Origin of the sequence: Martelella mediterranea, from assembly GCF_004342225.1 — a bacterium.
Lineage (GTDB): Bacteria > Pseudomonadota > Alphaproteobacteria > Rhizobiales > Rhizobiaceae > Martelella > Martelella mediterranea_B.
This window is the reverse complement of record NZ_SMAR01000017.1, coordinates 1-14,423: the sequence shown is the minus strand read 5'-3', so window position 1 is coordinate 14,423 and position 14,423 is coordinate 1. Positions and strand designations below refer to the sequence as shown.

14 protein-coding genes, 1 tRNA gene and 1 pseudogene are annotated in these 14,423 nt (G+C 55.0%); 12 read left to right on the top strand and 4 right to left on the bottom strand.

Annotated elements, in window-relative coordinates; translation table 11 throughout:
• Position 1: 1 nt before the first annotated feature.
• Positions 2-1,414, bottom strand: a complete 1,413-nt coding sequence (locus tag EDC90_RS11760; RefSeq protein WP_165972815.1) for a circularly permuted type 2 ATP-grasp protein — start codon at positions 1,412-1,414, stop codon at positions 2-4.
• 152 nt (positions 1,415-1,566) lie between these two features.
• Here EDC90_RS11760 and EDC90_RS21430 point away from each other — a divergent pair, with 152 nt between their 5' ends.
• Positions 1,567-1,848, top strand: a complete 282-nt coding sequence (locus tag EDC90_RS21430; protein ID WP_132311778.1) for an SDR family oxidoreductase — start codon at positions 1,567-1,569, stop codon at positions 1,846-1,848.
• A 70-nt stretch (positions 1,849-1,918) separates the two neighbouring features.
• On the opposite strand, the pseudogene EDC90_RS11750 reads toward EDC90_RS21430, so the two are convergent.
• Both EDC90_RS11750 and mnmD read right to left on the bottom strand, forming a co-directional pair.
• A pseudogene (locus tag EDC90_RS11750) lies at positions 1,919-3,205 on the bottom strand (DEAD/DEAH box helicase); the annotation flags it as partial.
• A 326-nt stretch (positions 3,206-3,531) separates the two neighbouring features.
• Positions 3,532-4,293 carry a tRNA (5-methylaminomethyl-2-thiouridine)(34)-methyltransferase MnmD gene (gene mnmD / locus EDC90_RS11745; protein ID WP_165972814.1) on the bottom strand — a complete coding sequence of 254 codons (762 nt, stop codon included), beginning with the start codon at positions 4,291-4,293 and terminating at the stop codon, positions 3,532-3,534.
• On the opposite strand from mnmD, the gene EDC90_RS11740 reads away from it, so the two are divergent.
• From EDC90_RS11740 to EDC90_RS11695, 10 genes are all read left to right on the top strand, one after another.
• Positions 4,292-5,488, top strand: coding sequence for an NAD(P)/FAD-dependent oxidoreductase (locus EDC90_RS11740; protein ID WP_132311774.1), 1,197 nt, complete (start codon positions 4,292-4,294; stop codon positions 5,486-5,488). The genes mnmD and EDC90_RS11740 overlap by 2 nt on opposite strands.
• 104 nt (positions 5,489-5,592) lie before the next feature.
• Positions 5,593-6,315 (top strand): DUF1045 domain-containing protein, encoded by a 723-nt coding sequence (locus EDC90_RS11735; protein WP_132311772.1) that lies wholly within the window; start codon positions 5,593-5,595, stop codon positions 6,313-6,315.
• 93 nt (positions 6,316-6,408) lie between these two features.
• On the top strand, positions 6,409-7,344 hold the full coding sequence (gene puuE / locus EDC90_RS11730) for an allantoinase PuuE (protein WP_132311770.1): 936 nt from the start codon (positions 6,409-6,411) through the stop codon (positions 7,342-7,344).
• Positions 7,341-7,835 (top strand): 2-oxo-4-hydroxy-4-carboxy-5-ureidoimidazoline decarboxylase, encoded by a 495-nt coding sequence (uraD, locus tag EDC90_RS11725; RefSeq protein WP_132311768.1) that lies wholly within the window; start codon positions 7,341-7,343, stop codon positions 7,833-7,835. Before puuE ends, uraD begins: the two co-directional genes overlap by 4 nt.
• 3 nt (positions 7,836-7,838) lie before the next feature.
• Positions 7,839-8,870 carry an allantoicase gene (alc, locus tag EDC90_RS11720; protein WP_132311766.1) on the top strand — a complete coding sequence of 344 codons (1,032 nt, stop codon included), beginning with the start codon at positions 7,839-7,841 and terminating at the stop codon, positions 8,868-8,870.
• Complete coding sequence (locus tag EDC90_RS11715) at positions 8,870-9,370, top strand: ureidoglycolate lyase (protein WP_132311764.1); 501 nt, start codon at positions 8,870-8,872, stop codon at positions 9,368-9,370. Before alc ends, EDC90_RS11715 begins: the two co-directional genes overlap by 1 nt.
• Positions 9,367-9,723, top strand: a complete 357-nt coding sequence (gene uraH, locus EDC90_RS11710) for a hydroxyisourate hydrolase (RefSeq protein ID WP_132311762.1) — start codon at positions 9,367-9,369, stop codon at positions 9,721-9,723. The genes EDC90_RS11715 and uraH overlap by 4 nt, the downstream gene beginning before the upstream one ends.
• Before the next feature lie 5 nt (positions 9,724-9,728).
• A complete protein-coding gene (locus EDC90_RS11705; RefSeq protein WP_132311760.1) occupies positions 9,729-10,466 on the top strand; it encodes a metallophosphoesterase family protein in 738 nt (245 codons plus the stop codon).
• A 172-nt stretch (positions 10,467-10,638) separates the two neighbouring features.
• Positions 10,639-11,247, top strand: a complete 609-nt coding sequence (locus EDC90_RS11700; RefSeq protein ID WP_132311758.1) for a hypothetical protein — start codon at positions 10,639-10,641, stop codon at positions 11,245-11,247.
• A gap of 364 nt (positions 11,248-11,611) precedes the next feature.
• Positions 11,612-11,688 (top strand) — tRNA-Pro (locus EDC90_RS11695).
• Between the two features lie 255 nt (positions 11,689-11,943).
• Here the strand turns inward: EDC90_RS11695 and EDC90_RS11690 are convergent.
• Positions 11,944-12,234, bottom strand: coding sequence for a hypothetical protein (locus tag EDC90_RS11690; RefSeq protein WP_132311756.1), 291 nt, complete (start codon positions 12,232-12,234; stop codon positions 11,944-11,946).
• Positions 12,235-12,845: 611 nt separating this feature from the next.
• On the opposite strand from EDC90_RS11690, the gene EDC90_RS11685 reads away from it, so the two are divergent.
• Positions 12,846-14,249 carry a cation:proton antiporter gene (locus tag EDC90_RS11685; protein WP_132311754.1) on the top strand — a complete coding sequence of 468 codons (1,404 nt, stop codon included), beginning with the start codon at positions 12,846-12,848 and terminating at the stop codon, positions 14,247-14,249.
• Positions 14,250-14,423 lie beyond the last annotated feature (174 nt).

Sequence of the window (14,423 nt, the reverse complement as noted above, 5' to 3'; positions counted from 1 at the left end):
ATCAGTCCTCCAGAACCCAGGTGTCTTTGGTTCCGCCACCCTGGCTGGAATTCACCACCAGAGAGCCTTCTTTCAGCGCCACGCGGGTGAGGCCACCCGGCATGATCCTGACACGGTCAGAAACCAGAACATACGGGCGCAGATCAACATGGCGCGGGGCTATCCCCTTCTTGGCCAGAATTGGCACTGTCGAGAGCGAAAGTGTTGGCTGGGCAATATAATTGGCAGGCCTGGCTTTCAGCTTGGCAGTGAAGTCCGCAAGTTCCTTCCTGCTGGCCGCCGGGCCAACAAGCATGCCATATCCACCGGAGCCATGCACTTCCTTGACGACCAGATCCGCGAGGTTGTCCAGCACGTAGGCAAGGCTTTCAGGCTCGGAACACCGCCAGGTGGGAACGTTCTCCAGAAGTGGCTTCTGGCCGGTATAGAACTCAACGATCTCAGGCATGTAGGAATAAATCGCCTTATCGTCGGCAATGCCGGTGCCCGGTGCGTTGGCAATCGTTACATGTCCTGCGCGGTAGACATCCATAATACCGGGAACGCCCAGAGCCGAATCCGGACGGAATGTCATAGGATCGAGGAAGTCGTCATCCACACGGCGATAGATGACGTCCAGTGCTTCATATCCGCGGGTGGTGCGCATTTTCACCTTGCCATCAATCACGCGCAGATCAGAGCCCTCGACAAGTTCAACGCCCATCATATCGGCAAGGAACGAATGCTCGTAGTAAGCGGAGTTATAGACGCCCGGTGTCAGCACGCCGACGCGCGGTCTCGTACCGGAAAAACCGGGGGGCGCAAGCGTTGAAAGGCTTTGGCGTAAAAGCTGCGGGTAGTCTTCAACCCGGCGAACCCGGTTTTTATAGAATAGCTCCGGGAACATCTGCATCATCGTTTCCCGGTTTTCCAGCATGTAGCTAACGCCCGAAGGTGTGCGGGCATTGTCTTCCAGAACATAAAACTGGTCTTCGCCGGTGCGCACAATGTCTGTGCCGACAATATGCGTATAGACCCCACCTGGTGGTTCAAAACCGATCATCTGGGGCAGATAGGCGTCATTCTCCTCAATAATTCTGCGGGGAATGCGTCCTGCCTTGATGATTTCCTGCTTGTGATAAATGTCCTTGAGGAATGCATTGAGAGCAATCACACGCTGCTCGATCCCGGCGGCAAGCTTGCGCCACTCGCGACCGGCGATCACCCTTGGAACAATATCGAAGGGGATCAGCTTTTCAGACGAGTCAGCATGGCCGTAAACTGCAAATGTGATCCCGGTTTTACGGAAGATATTCTCAGCATCACGGGATTTGGCGATCAGATGGGAAGGGTTCTGCTGGGTGTACCAGTCGTAATAGTCTTTATAGGGTTCGCGCGGGCTGTTTTCCGCGGTCATCATTTCATCGAATGGCAAAGTATTCTTCCCCCGGTTGTTCTGGCAGCATTTGAATACAACATTAGTGTCAATGCAAGCAGCGTGCCTCATTGTGTGCGTCAGGAATTTCGGGATTGGTTAAGGCGCAGCGCGCTGAAAACAGGCACTCGTGAAGCCACCCAGGCTAATAAATGGGCAGAAATTCTATCTCACCGTGTACTATCCGTCATGTTGCAGCAGACGACGATCGGTTTACCGTGCGATTTCCGGCCGCCACCAAGACTGAAGCAATCGCATCGGCTGCGTTTAGGCGCAGCATCGGCAAGATTCACGCGCTTGGCCGCACAGGACGCGCGGAAGAGGTTGCCGCACTGGTGGCTTTTCTGGCCTCCGAAGACGCTGCGTTTATTACCGGTCAGGTGTATCCTGTCGACGACGGGCGCATGACGAAGCTGAGCCTCCCGCAGACATAAAAAAGACGCAGCACAGGGCCGCGTCTTCTTCTGCTATAAGCATTCATGCCGAGGCGGATTAGGCGCTCTGACGATTTTCGCCACGGTGCGGACGCTGGCGGCGCGGCTTCGCACCCTTTGGTGCGCCATCACGGTTGCCGCCACGGGCCTCGCTTTGCCGAGGCCCGCTGCTACGGCGGTTGCCATTGCCAGGCTTGCGCGGTCCACCGCGTCCACGGCCTGCTCCATTGCCGCGTCCACGTGCAGGGCGGTCAGCCATGGCATGCGGTTCTCCGCTGGCGACTGAGATTTCAACGCCGGTCAGGCGCTGAATGTCGCGCAGAAGCTTGGCTTCATCCGGTGCACAGAAGGCAATCGCCTTGCCGTCATTGCCAGCACGTGCCGTACGGCCAATACGGTGAACGTAGGCGTCAGCCACTTCCGGCAGGTCGTAGTTGTAGACGTGTGTGACACCTGGAACGTCAATACCGCGCGCTGCGACGTCGGTTGCCACAAGCACATTGACCTGACCGCTCTTGAACGCCTTGAGCGCACGCTCCCGCTGCCCCTGGCTCTTGTTGCCATGGATGGAAGCGGCTGAAAAACCTTTGGAATCGAGATGTTTCATCAGCTTTTCAGCGCCATGTTTGGTGCGCAGGAAAACGATGGTTCGCCCTTCCGGATGGTCGGTCAGAGATTTCTTCAGAATCTCGGTCTTGTCTGCCTTTCCGGCAACGAAGTGGACCGACTGATCAACCTTGTCCGCTGTTTTGCCGGGTGGGCTGACTTCAACGCGCGCCGGATCGGTCAGGAAGCGTTTCGAAAGATCGGCGATCGATTTCGGCATGGTTGCTGAAAACAGCATGGTCTGGCGCTCATCAGGCACCAGCGATGCAATCTTTTTCAGGTCGTGGATGAAACCCAGATCCAGCATCTGGTCGGCTTCATCCAGTACAAGATGTTCCACACGGTCCAGAAACAGCGCTTTGCGCTCAAGCAGGTCGAGCAGACGGCCCGGCGTGGCGACGAGAATATCTGTACCGCTGGAAAGCTGATGCTGCTGGCGATTGATTGAAGCACCGCCAACCACGATCGAAATCTTCAGCGGCGTCTTGCGTGCGAAAATTTTCAGGTTCTCCGCAATCTGGTTCACAAGCTCACGGGTCGGAGCCAGAATGAGGGAGCGAGCCTTGCGCGGCTGCGGCTTCTGGCCATTGGCCAGCAACATGTCGATCAGCGGCAGGCCAAAGGCTGCAGTCTTGCCGGTGCCGGTCTGTGCCAGCCCCATCAGGTCCTTGCCTTCCAGAACCAGCGGAATGGCTTTTTCCTGAATCGGCGTCGGTGTTTCATAACCTTCGCGGGCAATACGGGCAACGATCTGGCCGCTGAGGCCAAGTTGGTCAAAATTTGTCAAATCTAAAGCGCCTTTCAAGGCATACCAAGACGCATTCCGGCCGGGCGAAAATTCGCCGCCGGTCACGTTTGGTTTCAAGACCCCCGCGTGAAGTGGGAACTTGTCGGGTAAAAAATGCCTTCCCGCGCGTCGAATCCGTGTGACCCGACCTTTTGTGGCGCTTGACCCAAACTTGTCGGAACCTGTGAGTGCAGGTTTATCATCCAACGGGCATGCTCACGCGGCATGCGAAAAGGTGGAAAGCTGTCGGTTAAATGGTCGCTGGGCTGCTAAAAGTCAAGCAAAACCTTTCAGACATTGCCCGATACCGGCCTTATGCCAGCCAGCATTTCCCGCTTTCCGGCAAAGCCCGGGCGCTTTTCTACCTCAAAGCCTGCTGCGATAAGATGACGGCGCACGAAACCGGCAGCGGTGTAGGTGGCAAACGTACCGCCCGTGATTGTGTGATCAAAAACGGCCTGCATCGATGGGCCTGTCCACATATCCGGATTGCGCGATGGCGCGAAGCCATCGAGAAACCATGCGTCACAGGCGCCCGGAAAACTGGAAAGGCGTTCGAAGGCATCGCCGCAGAAAACCTGAAGCCTGATATTCGGGGCAAATGCGATCTCGATCACGTCATCCGGGGTGTCCTGCCAGTTCTTCACCAGCATGTTCGCTTCTTTTTGGATTTCCGGCCAGTGCGACAGGGCTTTTGCAATCTCGCTGCCCTTCATAGGGAAACGCTCGAACGAGATGAACTCAAGTCGCGCATCGGGCAGGCGTGCCAGACGGAACTGTCTTGCTGTTTCGCAGAAGTTCAGCCCGGTTCCAAAACCCAGCTCGCCGATGCGGAAAGTGTCGTTTTTCGGCCAGCGTTCTGGAAGGCGGTTGGCACCGATGAAAACATGATTACATTCAGCGCGGCCATCAGCCTTTGAATAATAATGATCCTGAAACAGGGGCGAAAACGGCATGTCGCCGTCATGCCACTCCAGGGCCGAGCCGCTGCCTTTCCCGGACGTGCCGGTTTTGCTTGCATCCTGATCGTGTTTGTGGTCCGCATCGCACATGGAAAAAGCCGATAGAACGTCACCTTCTGCCCGTCAATCTCCTTGCACCGATATTGCTGCCGATCTCGTCATCGTCGGTGGTGGAATCATGGGGCTCTGGGCTGCCTATTTTGCGGAAAAAGCGGGCATTAATACGCTGCTGCTGGAGCGCGACCTGCTGGGGCAGGGCGGTAGTAATGGTCTTCTTGGCGCCTTGATGGCCTATATGCCGGATCAGTGGGATCAGAAGAAGCAGTTCCAGTTTGAGGCTTTGGCTTCATTGGAGGCGCTGGCTGCAGAGCTTGAGGCTGAAACAGGCCAGAAAACCGGATACCGGCGCTCAGGGCGCATCATGCCGCTTTACAGCGAGCGGCAGGTGAAGACCGCGCTTTTGCGAGAGCAGGCTGCTGCAGAAAACTGGTCTTTAGGGCAGCGGTCATTTCGCTGGTCGGTGGTCAATGAGAGCCCGGCTGATGGCTGGCCAGCGGGACGGGATGATGTCCTGGCCTATGTGGTTGAGGATTTTGCCGCACATGTCTTTCCACGCAGCATGGTCGGTGTTCTTTGCCACTTTTTGAAGCAGGCGCGGCATGTTCGTGTCTGCGAGGGCACCAGTGTTGCCGGAATCAGTGAGAAGAGCAATCATGTCAATCTCGCAGATGGTGGTCGGATTGCCTTTGGCAAACTGATTGTTTCTGCCGGTGTCGAAGCCTTCACTCTGCTGCAGCCGCTTTTTGCCCCGTCTGGAAAGCCGCTCGGACGGCCGGTAAAGGGACAGGCTGCTCTCCTGAAGGCCGAACTTGATCCGGCGCTGCCGGTTCTCTTTGATGACGGTCTTTATGTAATCGCGCATGAAGGCGGTCAGGTGGCCGTCGGCTCGACCAGTGAAGATGAATTCGAAACTGAGCTTGATACAGACGAGAAACTTGAGGCGTTAATCGCGAAGGCTCGCAAAGCCGTGCCCATTCTCGCTGACGCACCGGTCATCGAGCGCTGGGCCGGGCTTCGCCCACGCGGTGTGCATCGTGAGCCGATGATCGGTCAGATTGCCTCTTATCCGGATATCATTGCTCTGGGCGGTGGCTTTAAAACATCGTTCGGTATTGCGCATGTTCTGGCGCAGCACGCTATTGAGCTTGCCTGCTGTAAAGAGGAAGCGACGAAACAGCTTCCGGATATATTTGATATTCAGATTTATTTGAAAAGAGCGCAATAAAATCGCTTGGAATTATAATATTGTAAGATAATTCTGTCGTATCGGTGTCACTAAACACGCGTATATCATGAAATACAGAATAATAATGCTTTCATGTGATGACGATGTGCGCCGAGAAAAAACGTTACGTAATTTCATTTACGCCGCCGCCCTATGATGCTCTTGGCATTGTCGGTGCGAACTGGCTTGGCCGAAATGCGTTTTCAAACGTTTCTTTTGAGCCACAGTTCATCAGGGGCTGTGGCCTGCATGAAATCGCTTATCATACCGCTGTGCCTCGTCGTTATGGTTTTCAGGCGATGCTTAAGTCACCGTTCGTTCTGGCCGAAGGGCTGAGTGAGGCCATGCTGCTCAATGCCCTGATGCGATTTGCGACGCGCTGGGAGCCGTTTTTATTGTCTCCCCTTGCGGTCACCCGATTTCGCGATATGCTCACATTATCCCCTTTGGTCAACGCTCCGGCTATGGATGCGCTGGCTGCGTCCGTCGTCAGTGACCTTGATTATTTTCGTGCGCCGATGAGCGATGCTGAATTTGAACGTCGTGATACGGGTGATCTGACGCCAACGCAGTTTGCCAATCTTTATCGCTGGGGTGAGCCGGATGTCATGTCAGCCTTTCATTTTCATCTCACACTGACAGGCAAGCTTCCCCCTCAGGACGCTGACCGGATTGAACGCCTTGTTCGGGAATTCTTCGGGCCGGTTCTGCTTGAGCCGGTTGAAGTCGGCAGTCTTGCTTTGTTTGTCGAGGAAGAGCCAGGCGCGCCATTCATCGTGCACTCACTGCACCCCATGGGGGCTTTGCCAGCACGGCAGACAGCCTGACGCCTTTTGGCCGCATCGAGCGGGTGCGCTTGCGGCTTTCCACATGTTGTCGACAGTGCTAACGTTTGCGCGATCAATAACATAGGGGAATCAATGTACGCTGATCTGAGCGACTATCCGCGTGATCTCGTTGGCTATGGACGGCAAGGGCCTGACCCGCTCTGGCCGGGCGATGCCCGTATCGCGGTGCAATTTGTCATTAATTATGAAGAGGGTGGAGAATCCTGCATTCTCGATGGTGATCCCGCCTCTGAGTGCCTGTTATCTGAAATCGTCGGGGCAGCCCCGTGGCCTGGGCAGCGAAACCAGAACATGGAATCGCTCTATGAATACGGCTCGCGAGCCGGATTCTGGCGACTGTGGCGGACCTTCACGAAGTTCAGGGTTCCGGCAACGGTTTATGGGGTTTCCGTGGCGATGGCCCGCAACCCGGAAGCTGTCGCGGCGATGAAAGAAGCTGGCTGGGAGATTGCCAGCCATGGGTTGCGCTGGCTGGAGTATAAAGACTTCGACATAGAGACTGAACGCGCTCATATTCTTGAAGCTGTTCGGCTTCATACGGAAGTCACCGGAGAGCGCCCTTACGGTTTCTATCAGGGGAAACCGTCGGATAATACGCTGAAGCTGGTCATGGAAGAGGGCGGGTTTCTCTATTCGTCCGATTGCTATGACGATGACCTGCCCTATTGGGTCAGTACACCGGAGGGCAAGCCGTTCCTGCGCATTCCCTATACTCTGGACAACAACGATATGCGGTTTGCGACACCGCAAGGGTTTAATGCCGGAGATCAGTTTTTCAATTATCTGAAGGATGCCTTCGATACGCTTTATGAAGAAGGGCGCGAAGGGATGCCAAAAATGATGTCGGTTGGTCTGCATTGCCGTCTGGCTGGCAAGCCGGGCCGTGCTGCCGCGCTGAAACGCTTCCTCGATTATGTGCTCAACCATGACAAGGTCTGGTTGCCACGCCGGGTGGATATTGCGCGGCACTGGCATGAAAAACATTATCCGGAAGGAGCCTCTGCATGATTGAGCGTGATGAATTCATTCGCCGTTTTGGTGGTGTGTTCGAGCACTCCCCGTTTATTGCGGAACGCGCTTATGATCAGGGACTCGTTTGCGAGCCGTTGACCGCAAAAGGTGTTCACGCCGCGCTTTGCGAGGTTTTTCGTGCCGCTGGTTCGGATGAGCGGCTTGGAGTTCTTCGGGCGCATCCGGATCTGGCAGGCAAGCTTGCTGTTGCTGGTGATCTGACCGAAGACAGCCGCAAGGAACAGGCGGGTGCTGGTCTTGATCGTTTGTCAGAGGCCGAGCACGCAGAGTTTACGAAACTCAACACTGCCTATATAGATAAGTTCGGTTTTCCTTTCATAATTGCAGTCTCAGGGCTCGATAAGGACGATATTCTTGCCGCTTTTCGGCGCCGGATTGAAAATCCTGCCGATGCGGAGAAGGCTGATGCCTGTCAGCAGGTCGAGAAGATCGCCGAAATAAGATTAAAAGCCCTTCTCTCGGAGTGATGAATGTCTGAACAAGAAAAAAGTGTCGCCCTGCCGGATTTTGCCATTGGCGCAATCAATCTGGCATCGGCACGGCTGGGTGCGCGCGCAATTTATGCAACTGACCAGTTTTTCGCCCCGCTGGCGCGTATGCTGAAGGATGATTCACCGGTGTTTCTGCCGGGTGAATATGATGAACATGGCAAGTGGATGGACGGTTGGGAAAGCCGCCGTAAACGCGAGCCGGGACATGACTGGGCGATTATCCGCCTTGCCATGCCGGGGCGCATTCGGGGCTTCGATATCGATACCACCCACTTTACCGGAAACTATCCGCCGCAGTGCTCGATACAGGGCTGCTTCATGGAAAGCGGAGAACCGGATGCCAACGCCGACTGGCAGGATATTCTGGGTGTGACCGATCTGGGGCCGAGCAGCCATCATTTTGTCGAGCTGGATCAGGAAAAGCGTCAGATGGTGTTTACGCATCTGCGTATCCATATGTATCCCGATGGCGGAATTGCACGTTTGAGAGCCTACGGTTCTGCTTATTTCAACTGGAACAAGGTCGGCGCCAGCGAAGAAGTCGATCTGGCTTATATTTTTGGTGGAACGCATGCGCTGCATTGGTCTGATGCCCATTTCGGTCATCCTGATCGTATGCTGGCCCCCGGTCGGGGTGTCAATATGGGTGATGGCTGGGAAACCGCACGGCGGCGCGGGCCGGGTCATGACTGGGTGATCCTGAAGCTTGGTCATCCTGGGATCATTCGCCGTATGGTCGTGGATACAGCCCATTTCAAAGGGAATTTCCCGCACAGTTGCGCGCTTTTGGGAGCCAACCTGCCAGACCAGCCCGATGTTTTCACCGATGCGCAGATAGCAGACAGTGAAAACTGGACGCCTGTTCTGGATAAGACTCAGCTTCAGGCTGACCATATCCACGAAATCAGCGGCGGTGCTATCAGCGACATTGGGCCGGTGACGCATGTCCGGTTTGCTATCTATCCCGATGGAGGCGTGAGCCGCCTGCGGCTTTACGGGGTGAAGGGCTGATGAGCATCCGGCTTGCAATCGAGCCTCTGACGCCGGAACTGTTCCGCCCGTTTGGTGATGTCGTCTGGCCCGATCCGGAAAAAGTCGTGATGATCAATGGTGGTACGACAGCGCGCTTCAACGCGCTGTCATCGGCCGAGGCGCTTGGAGAAGACGCGACAGTGGCAATCAGTATCTTTCGCGGAGAGCCGCGAAAGTTTCCCTATCATGTCGATATGATGGAGCGGCACCCATTTGGAAGCCAGAGTTTCTCGCCACTGAGCGGGCGCCCGTTTCTGGTAATCGTCGCCGAAGATATGGGCGGGACGCCGGGTAAGCCGCGTGTTTTCAAAGCCGAGCCAGGGCAGGGCGTGAACTATTTCGCGAATGTCTGGCATCATCCACTGATGACACTTGGTGAAACAAGTGATTTTCTGGTTGTGGATCGTGCCGGACCCGGCCACAATCTCGAAGAGTATTTCTACCCAGCTTTGTTTGTGATCGAGGAGAGCCCACTTTGACCGGACTGACAACACACGTACTCGATACCGCAATCGGCCAGCCGGCCGATGACATGAAAATTGACGTCTACCGGGTCGGTCGCGCCGGTCGCGAGTTTATCAAAACCGTTTTCACCAATGATGATGGCCGAATTGATGGCGGGGCCGTTCTGAAGCCGGAAGAGATCGAGGCCGGTCAATATGAGATGGTCTTTCATTCCGGGGACTATCTCAGGCGGACCGGGGCGACGTCTGCTCAGCCCGCTTTTCTGGAAGATATCCCGCTGCGCTTCACGATTGCCGATGAAACGGCGCATTACCATGTGCCGCTGCTTCTTTCCGCATACAGCTACTCAACCTATCGGGGGAGCTGAGTTTTATGAAGATTGCAGCGATTGCGGATATCCACGGCAATGTCGATGCACTGGATGCGGTTCTGGCGGATATCGAGCGCCATCAGCCCGACCTTATCGTCAATCTCGGTGATAGCTTTTCTTCGCCGCTTCTGGCTGGTGAGACCGCCGAACGCCTGATGCCGCTCGATCTGCCGACGGTTCGGGGCAATCATGACCGCGCACTTGTCGATCGGCCGTTTGAGGCAATGGGCGACTGGGAGCAGCCGGCCTATCGCCAGCTGTCTGATGAGCATTTGCAATGGGTTCGCGACATGCCGGCCGCACTTGTGGTCGCAAATGACGTTTATCTCTGTCACGCCACACCGGCAAGCGATCAGGTCATGTGGACGGAAACGCTTCTGGAAACCGGGCAGTTTACACTCAGGCCGCTCGCTGAGATCGAGGCCGAGGCTGAAGGTGTGAACTACCCTCTGATGCTTTGCGGGCATTCTCATATTGCCCGGTCGGTGTGGCTGAGTGATGGTCGTCTGATCGTTAACCCCGGCAGCGTCGGTTGTCCGGGTTTTTCTTACTTTCTGCCATTTGACCATAAGCTTGAAACCGCAACCCCGTTTGCAGCCTATGCGACCATTGAAAAGACCGAACGGGGATGGCAACCGTCCTTCCATCAGGTGCCCTATGATACCCGGCGCTCTGTCGCGCTGGCGCGCGAAAGCGGTATGAAGGACTGGGAAAGTGCTTTATCGACCGGGTGGGTTTGATCTGATAAAACGCAATAAGCAAGGCATGTTGCGATTTTGAGATATGCAACGTTTTCCGCCCGGCATCGGCATGACAGCGCCTTGCGTCAGAATGCCATCCTTTTGCATTCGGGACCGGTTAGAGCTTCGGCTGGTGAAAGAGTGAGAGATCTGTCGGAGACAGAGGCGACATATGAGTGAACCGGTTTTGGCCACCAGTGTTACATCAGACCCGCAGGCTTTTACCCATGTGCGGATTGTTATTGGTGTTGTAACCGGGCTGAGCGTAACGCGCTTGCTCACCGGCCTCTCCCGCTTTGTGCAGCACCCGGCCCGCAATAAGATATATCTCCCGCATCTGGCGTGGGTGTTCTTTATGCTTCTGACTGTCATCCATTTCTGGTGGTTTGAATTTGGTCTTTACCGGGTCACGCGCTGGCATTTCAGCGAGTATGTGTTTGTGCTTGGCTATGCGGCGTTGATTTTCTTCGTTTCGGCTTTACTATTTCCCGATGACCTTAAAGAATATGCTGGCTACCGGGATTATTTTCACTCCCGTCAGCAATGGTTCTACGGACTTCTCGCAGCCATTTTTATGGTCGATATGCTGGATTCCGCGCTGAAAGGCGCAACATATTTTCAGGCCCTCGGAGCCATCTACCCAATACGCCAGACACTTCTTTGCCTCATGTGCATCGCCAGCATTTTTGTCCGGCGAAAAAGCTATCACTTTGGTGTAGCGATTGTTGCCATTTGTGCAGAAGTCTGGTGGATCGCCTCTCAGTTCCGCTTTCTCGATTAGAGCGCCGTGCATCCATTCGGATGCAAAAAGGTCGCTCTAACTTATTGAATTTACGCAGCGTGCTTTCCGAAAATCGATTCCGATTTTCGGAAAGCACGCTGCTGTGGGGATCAAGCGCGGCAGTCTTGTCGCGGAAGTCTCATGTCCACGGTCACAAGACGCACCTTCACTGGTGCTGCTCCTAAAAGGACCGGTTGTAGGGGCAGCCCGATTGTGTAGCGACCGCGCTGCCAACATCTCGTGGGAGCTTCGTTCCGCTAGCACGCCCATCAAGGCAAATTTTCCGATTTTGCAGATTAACCGCAATTTGCCTCTTGCGCTTGATGCGGCGAAAGTCTAGAGGAAACGCACCGTTACGGTAGGTCGGGGCGTAGCGCAGCCCGGTAGCGCACTTGACTGGGGGTCAAGGGGTCGTGGGTTCGAATCCCGCCGCCCCGACCATTTTCTAAGTGATTTCATCTTCTTAGACGTAGCGGAAATCTTGCAAAATCCTGTCCGCTTAAGTGTATAGCCTGCACTGACATCTCGTTTTCTTGCTTCGATCCAGTCAGCCCTTGCGGTAACAATCGAGCGGAATCTTGCGTCGTGACCGGCTGCGAGCCTGCTTGGTTTTGACCGCGCCTATCACGTCAGACAGCCCGCCAGAATTTAGACCACGGCAGACTGCCTTGCCCCCGATGGATCGTCAGGGCAGGATCAGGCGAATGGGCCACGGCGTGCGCCGCGTCCGAAGCGTCGCCGACGCTTTTTGAAAAACGTTTTAACAGGCTTGCGCGCATCGCTTTCGAGGTGTCCGGCCAAAAAGCCAAGTCCGAAGGCCACCAGGCTGACAGCTGCGAGCGTGGATCCACTTGCGGCGGGGTGCTTGCGCGCCACGTTGCTCAGTGCATTCACTTCACCGCGAAGGGTATCGGTAAAATGGTGAGAATGCTCGGAAGGACGAACTTTCTCAAGAATTTCATTGGCCGATATGCCGCGTTCAAACATTTCGATACCTCCGGTTCTGTGAATTTCTCTGGCTCATACGTGACGCCTGCCTGAAGCGCTTGAACAAGGCGCGCCAATTTCGGCAGATCTGCGGCTGAGACAGATTTTTTCTTCTATTGCTCGCAGTAACGAAACGCAGAAATGCCTTGTCCGGTTCCCGCAGGAACCGGATAAATATCGATGTCTTTGCAGGTTTGTATCAGGGCCGCTTAAACGAACAACATAAACGCAATGAATGCGAAGGCGGCGCCGATCAATATAGTATGCAGGGACCGTGATAAACTCATGTCGTCTCCTCCATCGTGTTGTGTATCGATCATATGACAGATCACGCCATGTTCAAAGAAAAATCGTTGTTGCGGTGCAGCTGAACCAGCACCAATCTTTATCATTCTTGTCCTGAACGGTGGAAAAACTGAGCCGAAGACTACTCTGTGCCAGTTTTGCGATCATGCGGCACATATCAGGTGTGGTCTCAGGGTGGGGGATAGTGCCGTTAGTTTGATTTTTAAGGTTTGTGATTAGACCGGATGTTTGACGCCTGATGTCACTGGTTGAGTTTCCTGCAGCGGCATCGGTTCTTGAAACCGGCCAGACGGAGTAATATTCAGATGGAAACAGCGGTCCATGAAGCAGTGAACCAGGCGGGAGCGCATGGCGGTGCGTTTGTGCCGATAGCACTTGTGATTGCGGTCGCAGCGCTGGCAGGGCTTGGCTTTCTCTGGTTGCGGCAACCGCCCCTCGTGGGTTTCATTCTGGCCGGGATTCTTCTTGGGCCGACGGGGTTCGGCCTGATCTCCGAGGATGCCGATATCGCTTTTCTGGGTGAGATGGGCGTTGTGGTTCTGCTGTTCTTCATCGGCATGGAATTGTCGATTCGTGCCTTTGTTCTCTCACTGAAGCAGGCGCTTCTTGTGGTGCTGGGGCAATTGGCAACGGCGGCCATACTGGCAGGCATTATAGGCTTTGCGCTGGAGGCGACGACGCGTGAGGTCGTGATCCTGTCCTTTGTGTTTGCAATCTCTTCGACCGTTGTTGCGATGAAGATGCTCGATGAAATGGGAGCTTTGCGCGGCGATGCAGGTAAAATCGCGGTCGGCGTGCTGATTGCGCAGGATATTGCCGTTGTTCCGATGTTGATTTTTGTATCGAGCTTTGGCGGTGACGGCTTTGATGTCACCCAGACGCTGATAAAGGTTGTCGTGGCCGTTGGCATCATGGCCGGTCTGCTCTGGTATTTCAGTCGGTTTGGCAAGTTGAAAGTGCCGTTTTCCGACAAGGTCGAGGATAAGGTGGAGCTGCTTGCGCTCGGCGCGCTGGCGTTATGCTTTTCTGCCGCCGCCATCTCCGGCGTTGCCGGTATGTCACCCGCCTATGGTGCATTTCTGGCTGGTATCTGTGTGGGCAATTCAACGTTGCGCAGCCGTATCATTCCTGTGGTTGAGCCAATCCAGAGCGTTCTTCTGGTCATCTTTTTCCTCTCTATCGGATTGCTGATCGATCTGCAGTTCATCTGGGATCAGCTGTTCAGCGTTTTGCTTGTGGCTTTTGGTGTTGTCGCTGCCAAGTCGGTGCTGAATGTCATGTTCTTGCGCTGGACCGGGTCTTCTGCCCAGACAGCGCTGATTGCCGGACTTTCTATGGCGCAGATTGGTGAGTTTTCTTTTGTGCTGGCTGCTGCCGGGCTTTCAGCAGCTGCGCTCAATCAGGATCTCTACAGGCTCGTGATCGCTGTGACGGCTATTTCGCTTCTTGTTTCGCCGGTCTGGGTTTCGGTCATGCGCCGTGTCGAAGCAAGCCTGAGCGAGGGATTGGAAAGCTACCGAAATGCACTGGCGCTTGCCTATGCGCAGGAACTGCGTGAGGTGGACCGTGGACGCGCATTTGTTGGTACGCTTTATAGTGGCGTTCGCACGCGCCTTAAAGCGCTGTCACATGCACGGCATGAGCGCAGGCGCCGTAAGGCAGAAGCCAGCTCCTCGGAAGCGAAAACAACTGAGGCCAATGATACATAAAAGGCAGATCCGAACGTTTGAGGCCGTTTTGCCGTCCTGCTTCCGGTTCAGCTCATTCGATTTCTTTCCTCAGGGGCCATTAGAGCGTCAGGCGCGATGAATGAATCGTATGGGATTCCGTTTTTGTGTGATTTGTGATTCCTTGTGTCAAAGGAGATTTCCGATGACCCGAGC

Excerpts from the sequence above, each read along its gene's own strand:
- EDC90_RS21430 (WP_132311778.1), top strand. The coding sequence starts at position 1,567 with ATGGGCAGAAATTCTATCTCACCGTGTACTATCCGTCATGTTGCAGCA.
- EDC90_RS11740 (WP_132311774.1), top strand. The coding sequence starts at position 4,292 with ATGGAAAAAGCCGATAGAACGTCACCTTCTGCCCGTCAATCTCCTTGC.
- mnmD (WP_165972814.1), bottom strand. The coding sequence starts at position 4,293 with ATGTGCGATGCGGACCACAAACACGATCAGGATGCAAGCAAAACCGGC.
- EDC90_RS11735 (WP_132311772.1), top strand. The coding sequence starts at position 5,593 with ATGTGCGCCGAGAAAAAACGTTACGTAATTTCATTTACGCCGCCGCCC.
- puuE (WP_132311770.1), top strand. The coding sequence starts at position 6,409 with ATGTACGCTGATCTGAGCGACTATCCGCGTGATCTCGTTGGCTATGGA.
- uraD (WP_132311768.1), top strand. The coding sequence starts at position 7,341 with ATGATTGAGCGTGATGAATTCATTCGCCGTTTTGGTGGTGTGTTCGAG.
- alc (WP_132311766.1), top strand. The coding sequence starts at position 7,839 with ATGTCTGAACAAGAAAAAAGTGTCGCCCTGCCGGATTTTGCCATTGGC.
- EDC90_RS11715 (WP_132311764.1), top strand. The coding sequence starts at position 8,870 with ATGAGCATCCGGCTTGCAATCGAGCCTCTGACGCCGGAACTGTTCCGC.
- EDC90_RS11705 (WP_132311760.1), top strand. The coding sequence starts at position 9,729 with ATGAAGATTGCAGCGATTGCGGATATCCACGGCAATGTCGATGCACTG.
- EDC90_RS11700 (WP_132311758.1), top strand. The coding sequence starts at position 10,639 with ATGAGTGAACCGGTTTTGGCCACCAGTGTTACATCAGACCCGCAGGCT.
- EDC90_RS11690 (WP_132311756.1), bottom strand. The coding sequence starts at position 12,234 with ATGTTTGAACGCGGCATATCGGCCAATGAAATTCTTGAGAAAGTTCGT.
- EDC90_RS11685 (WP_132311754.1), top strand. The coding sequence starts at position 12,846 with ATGGAAACAGCGGTCCATGAAGCAGTGAACCAGGCGGGAGCGCATGGC.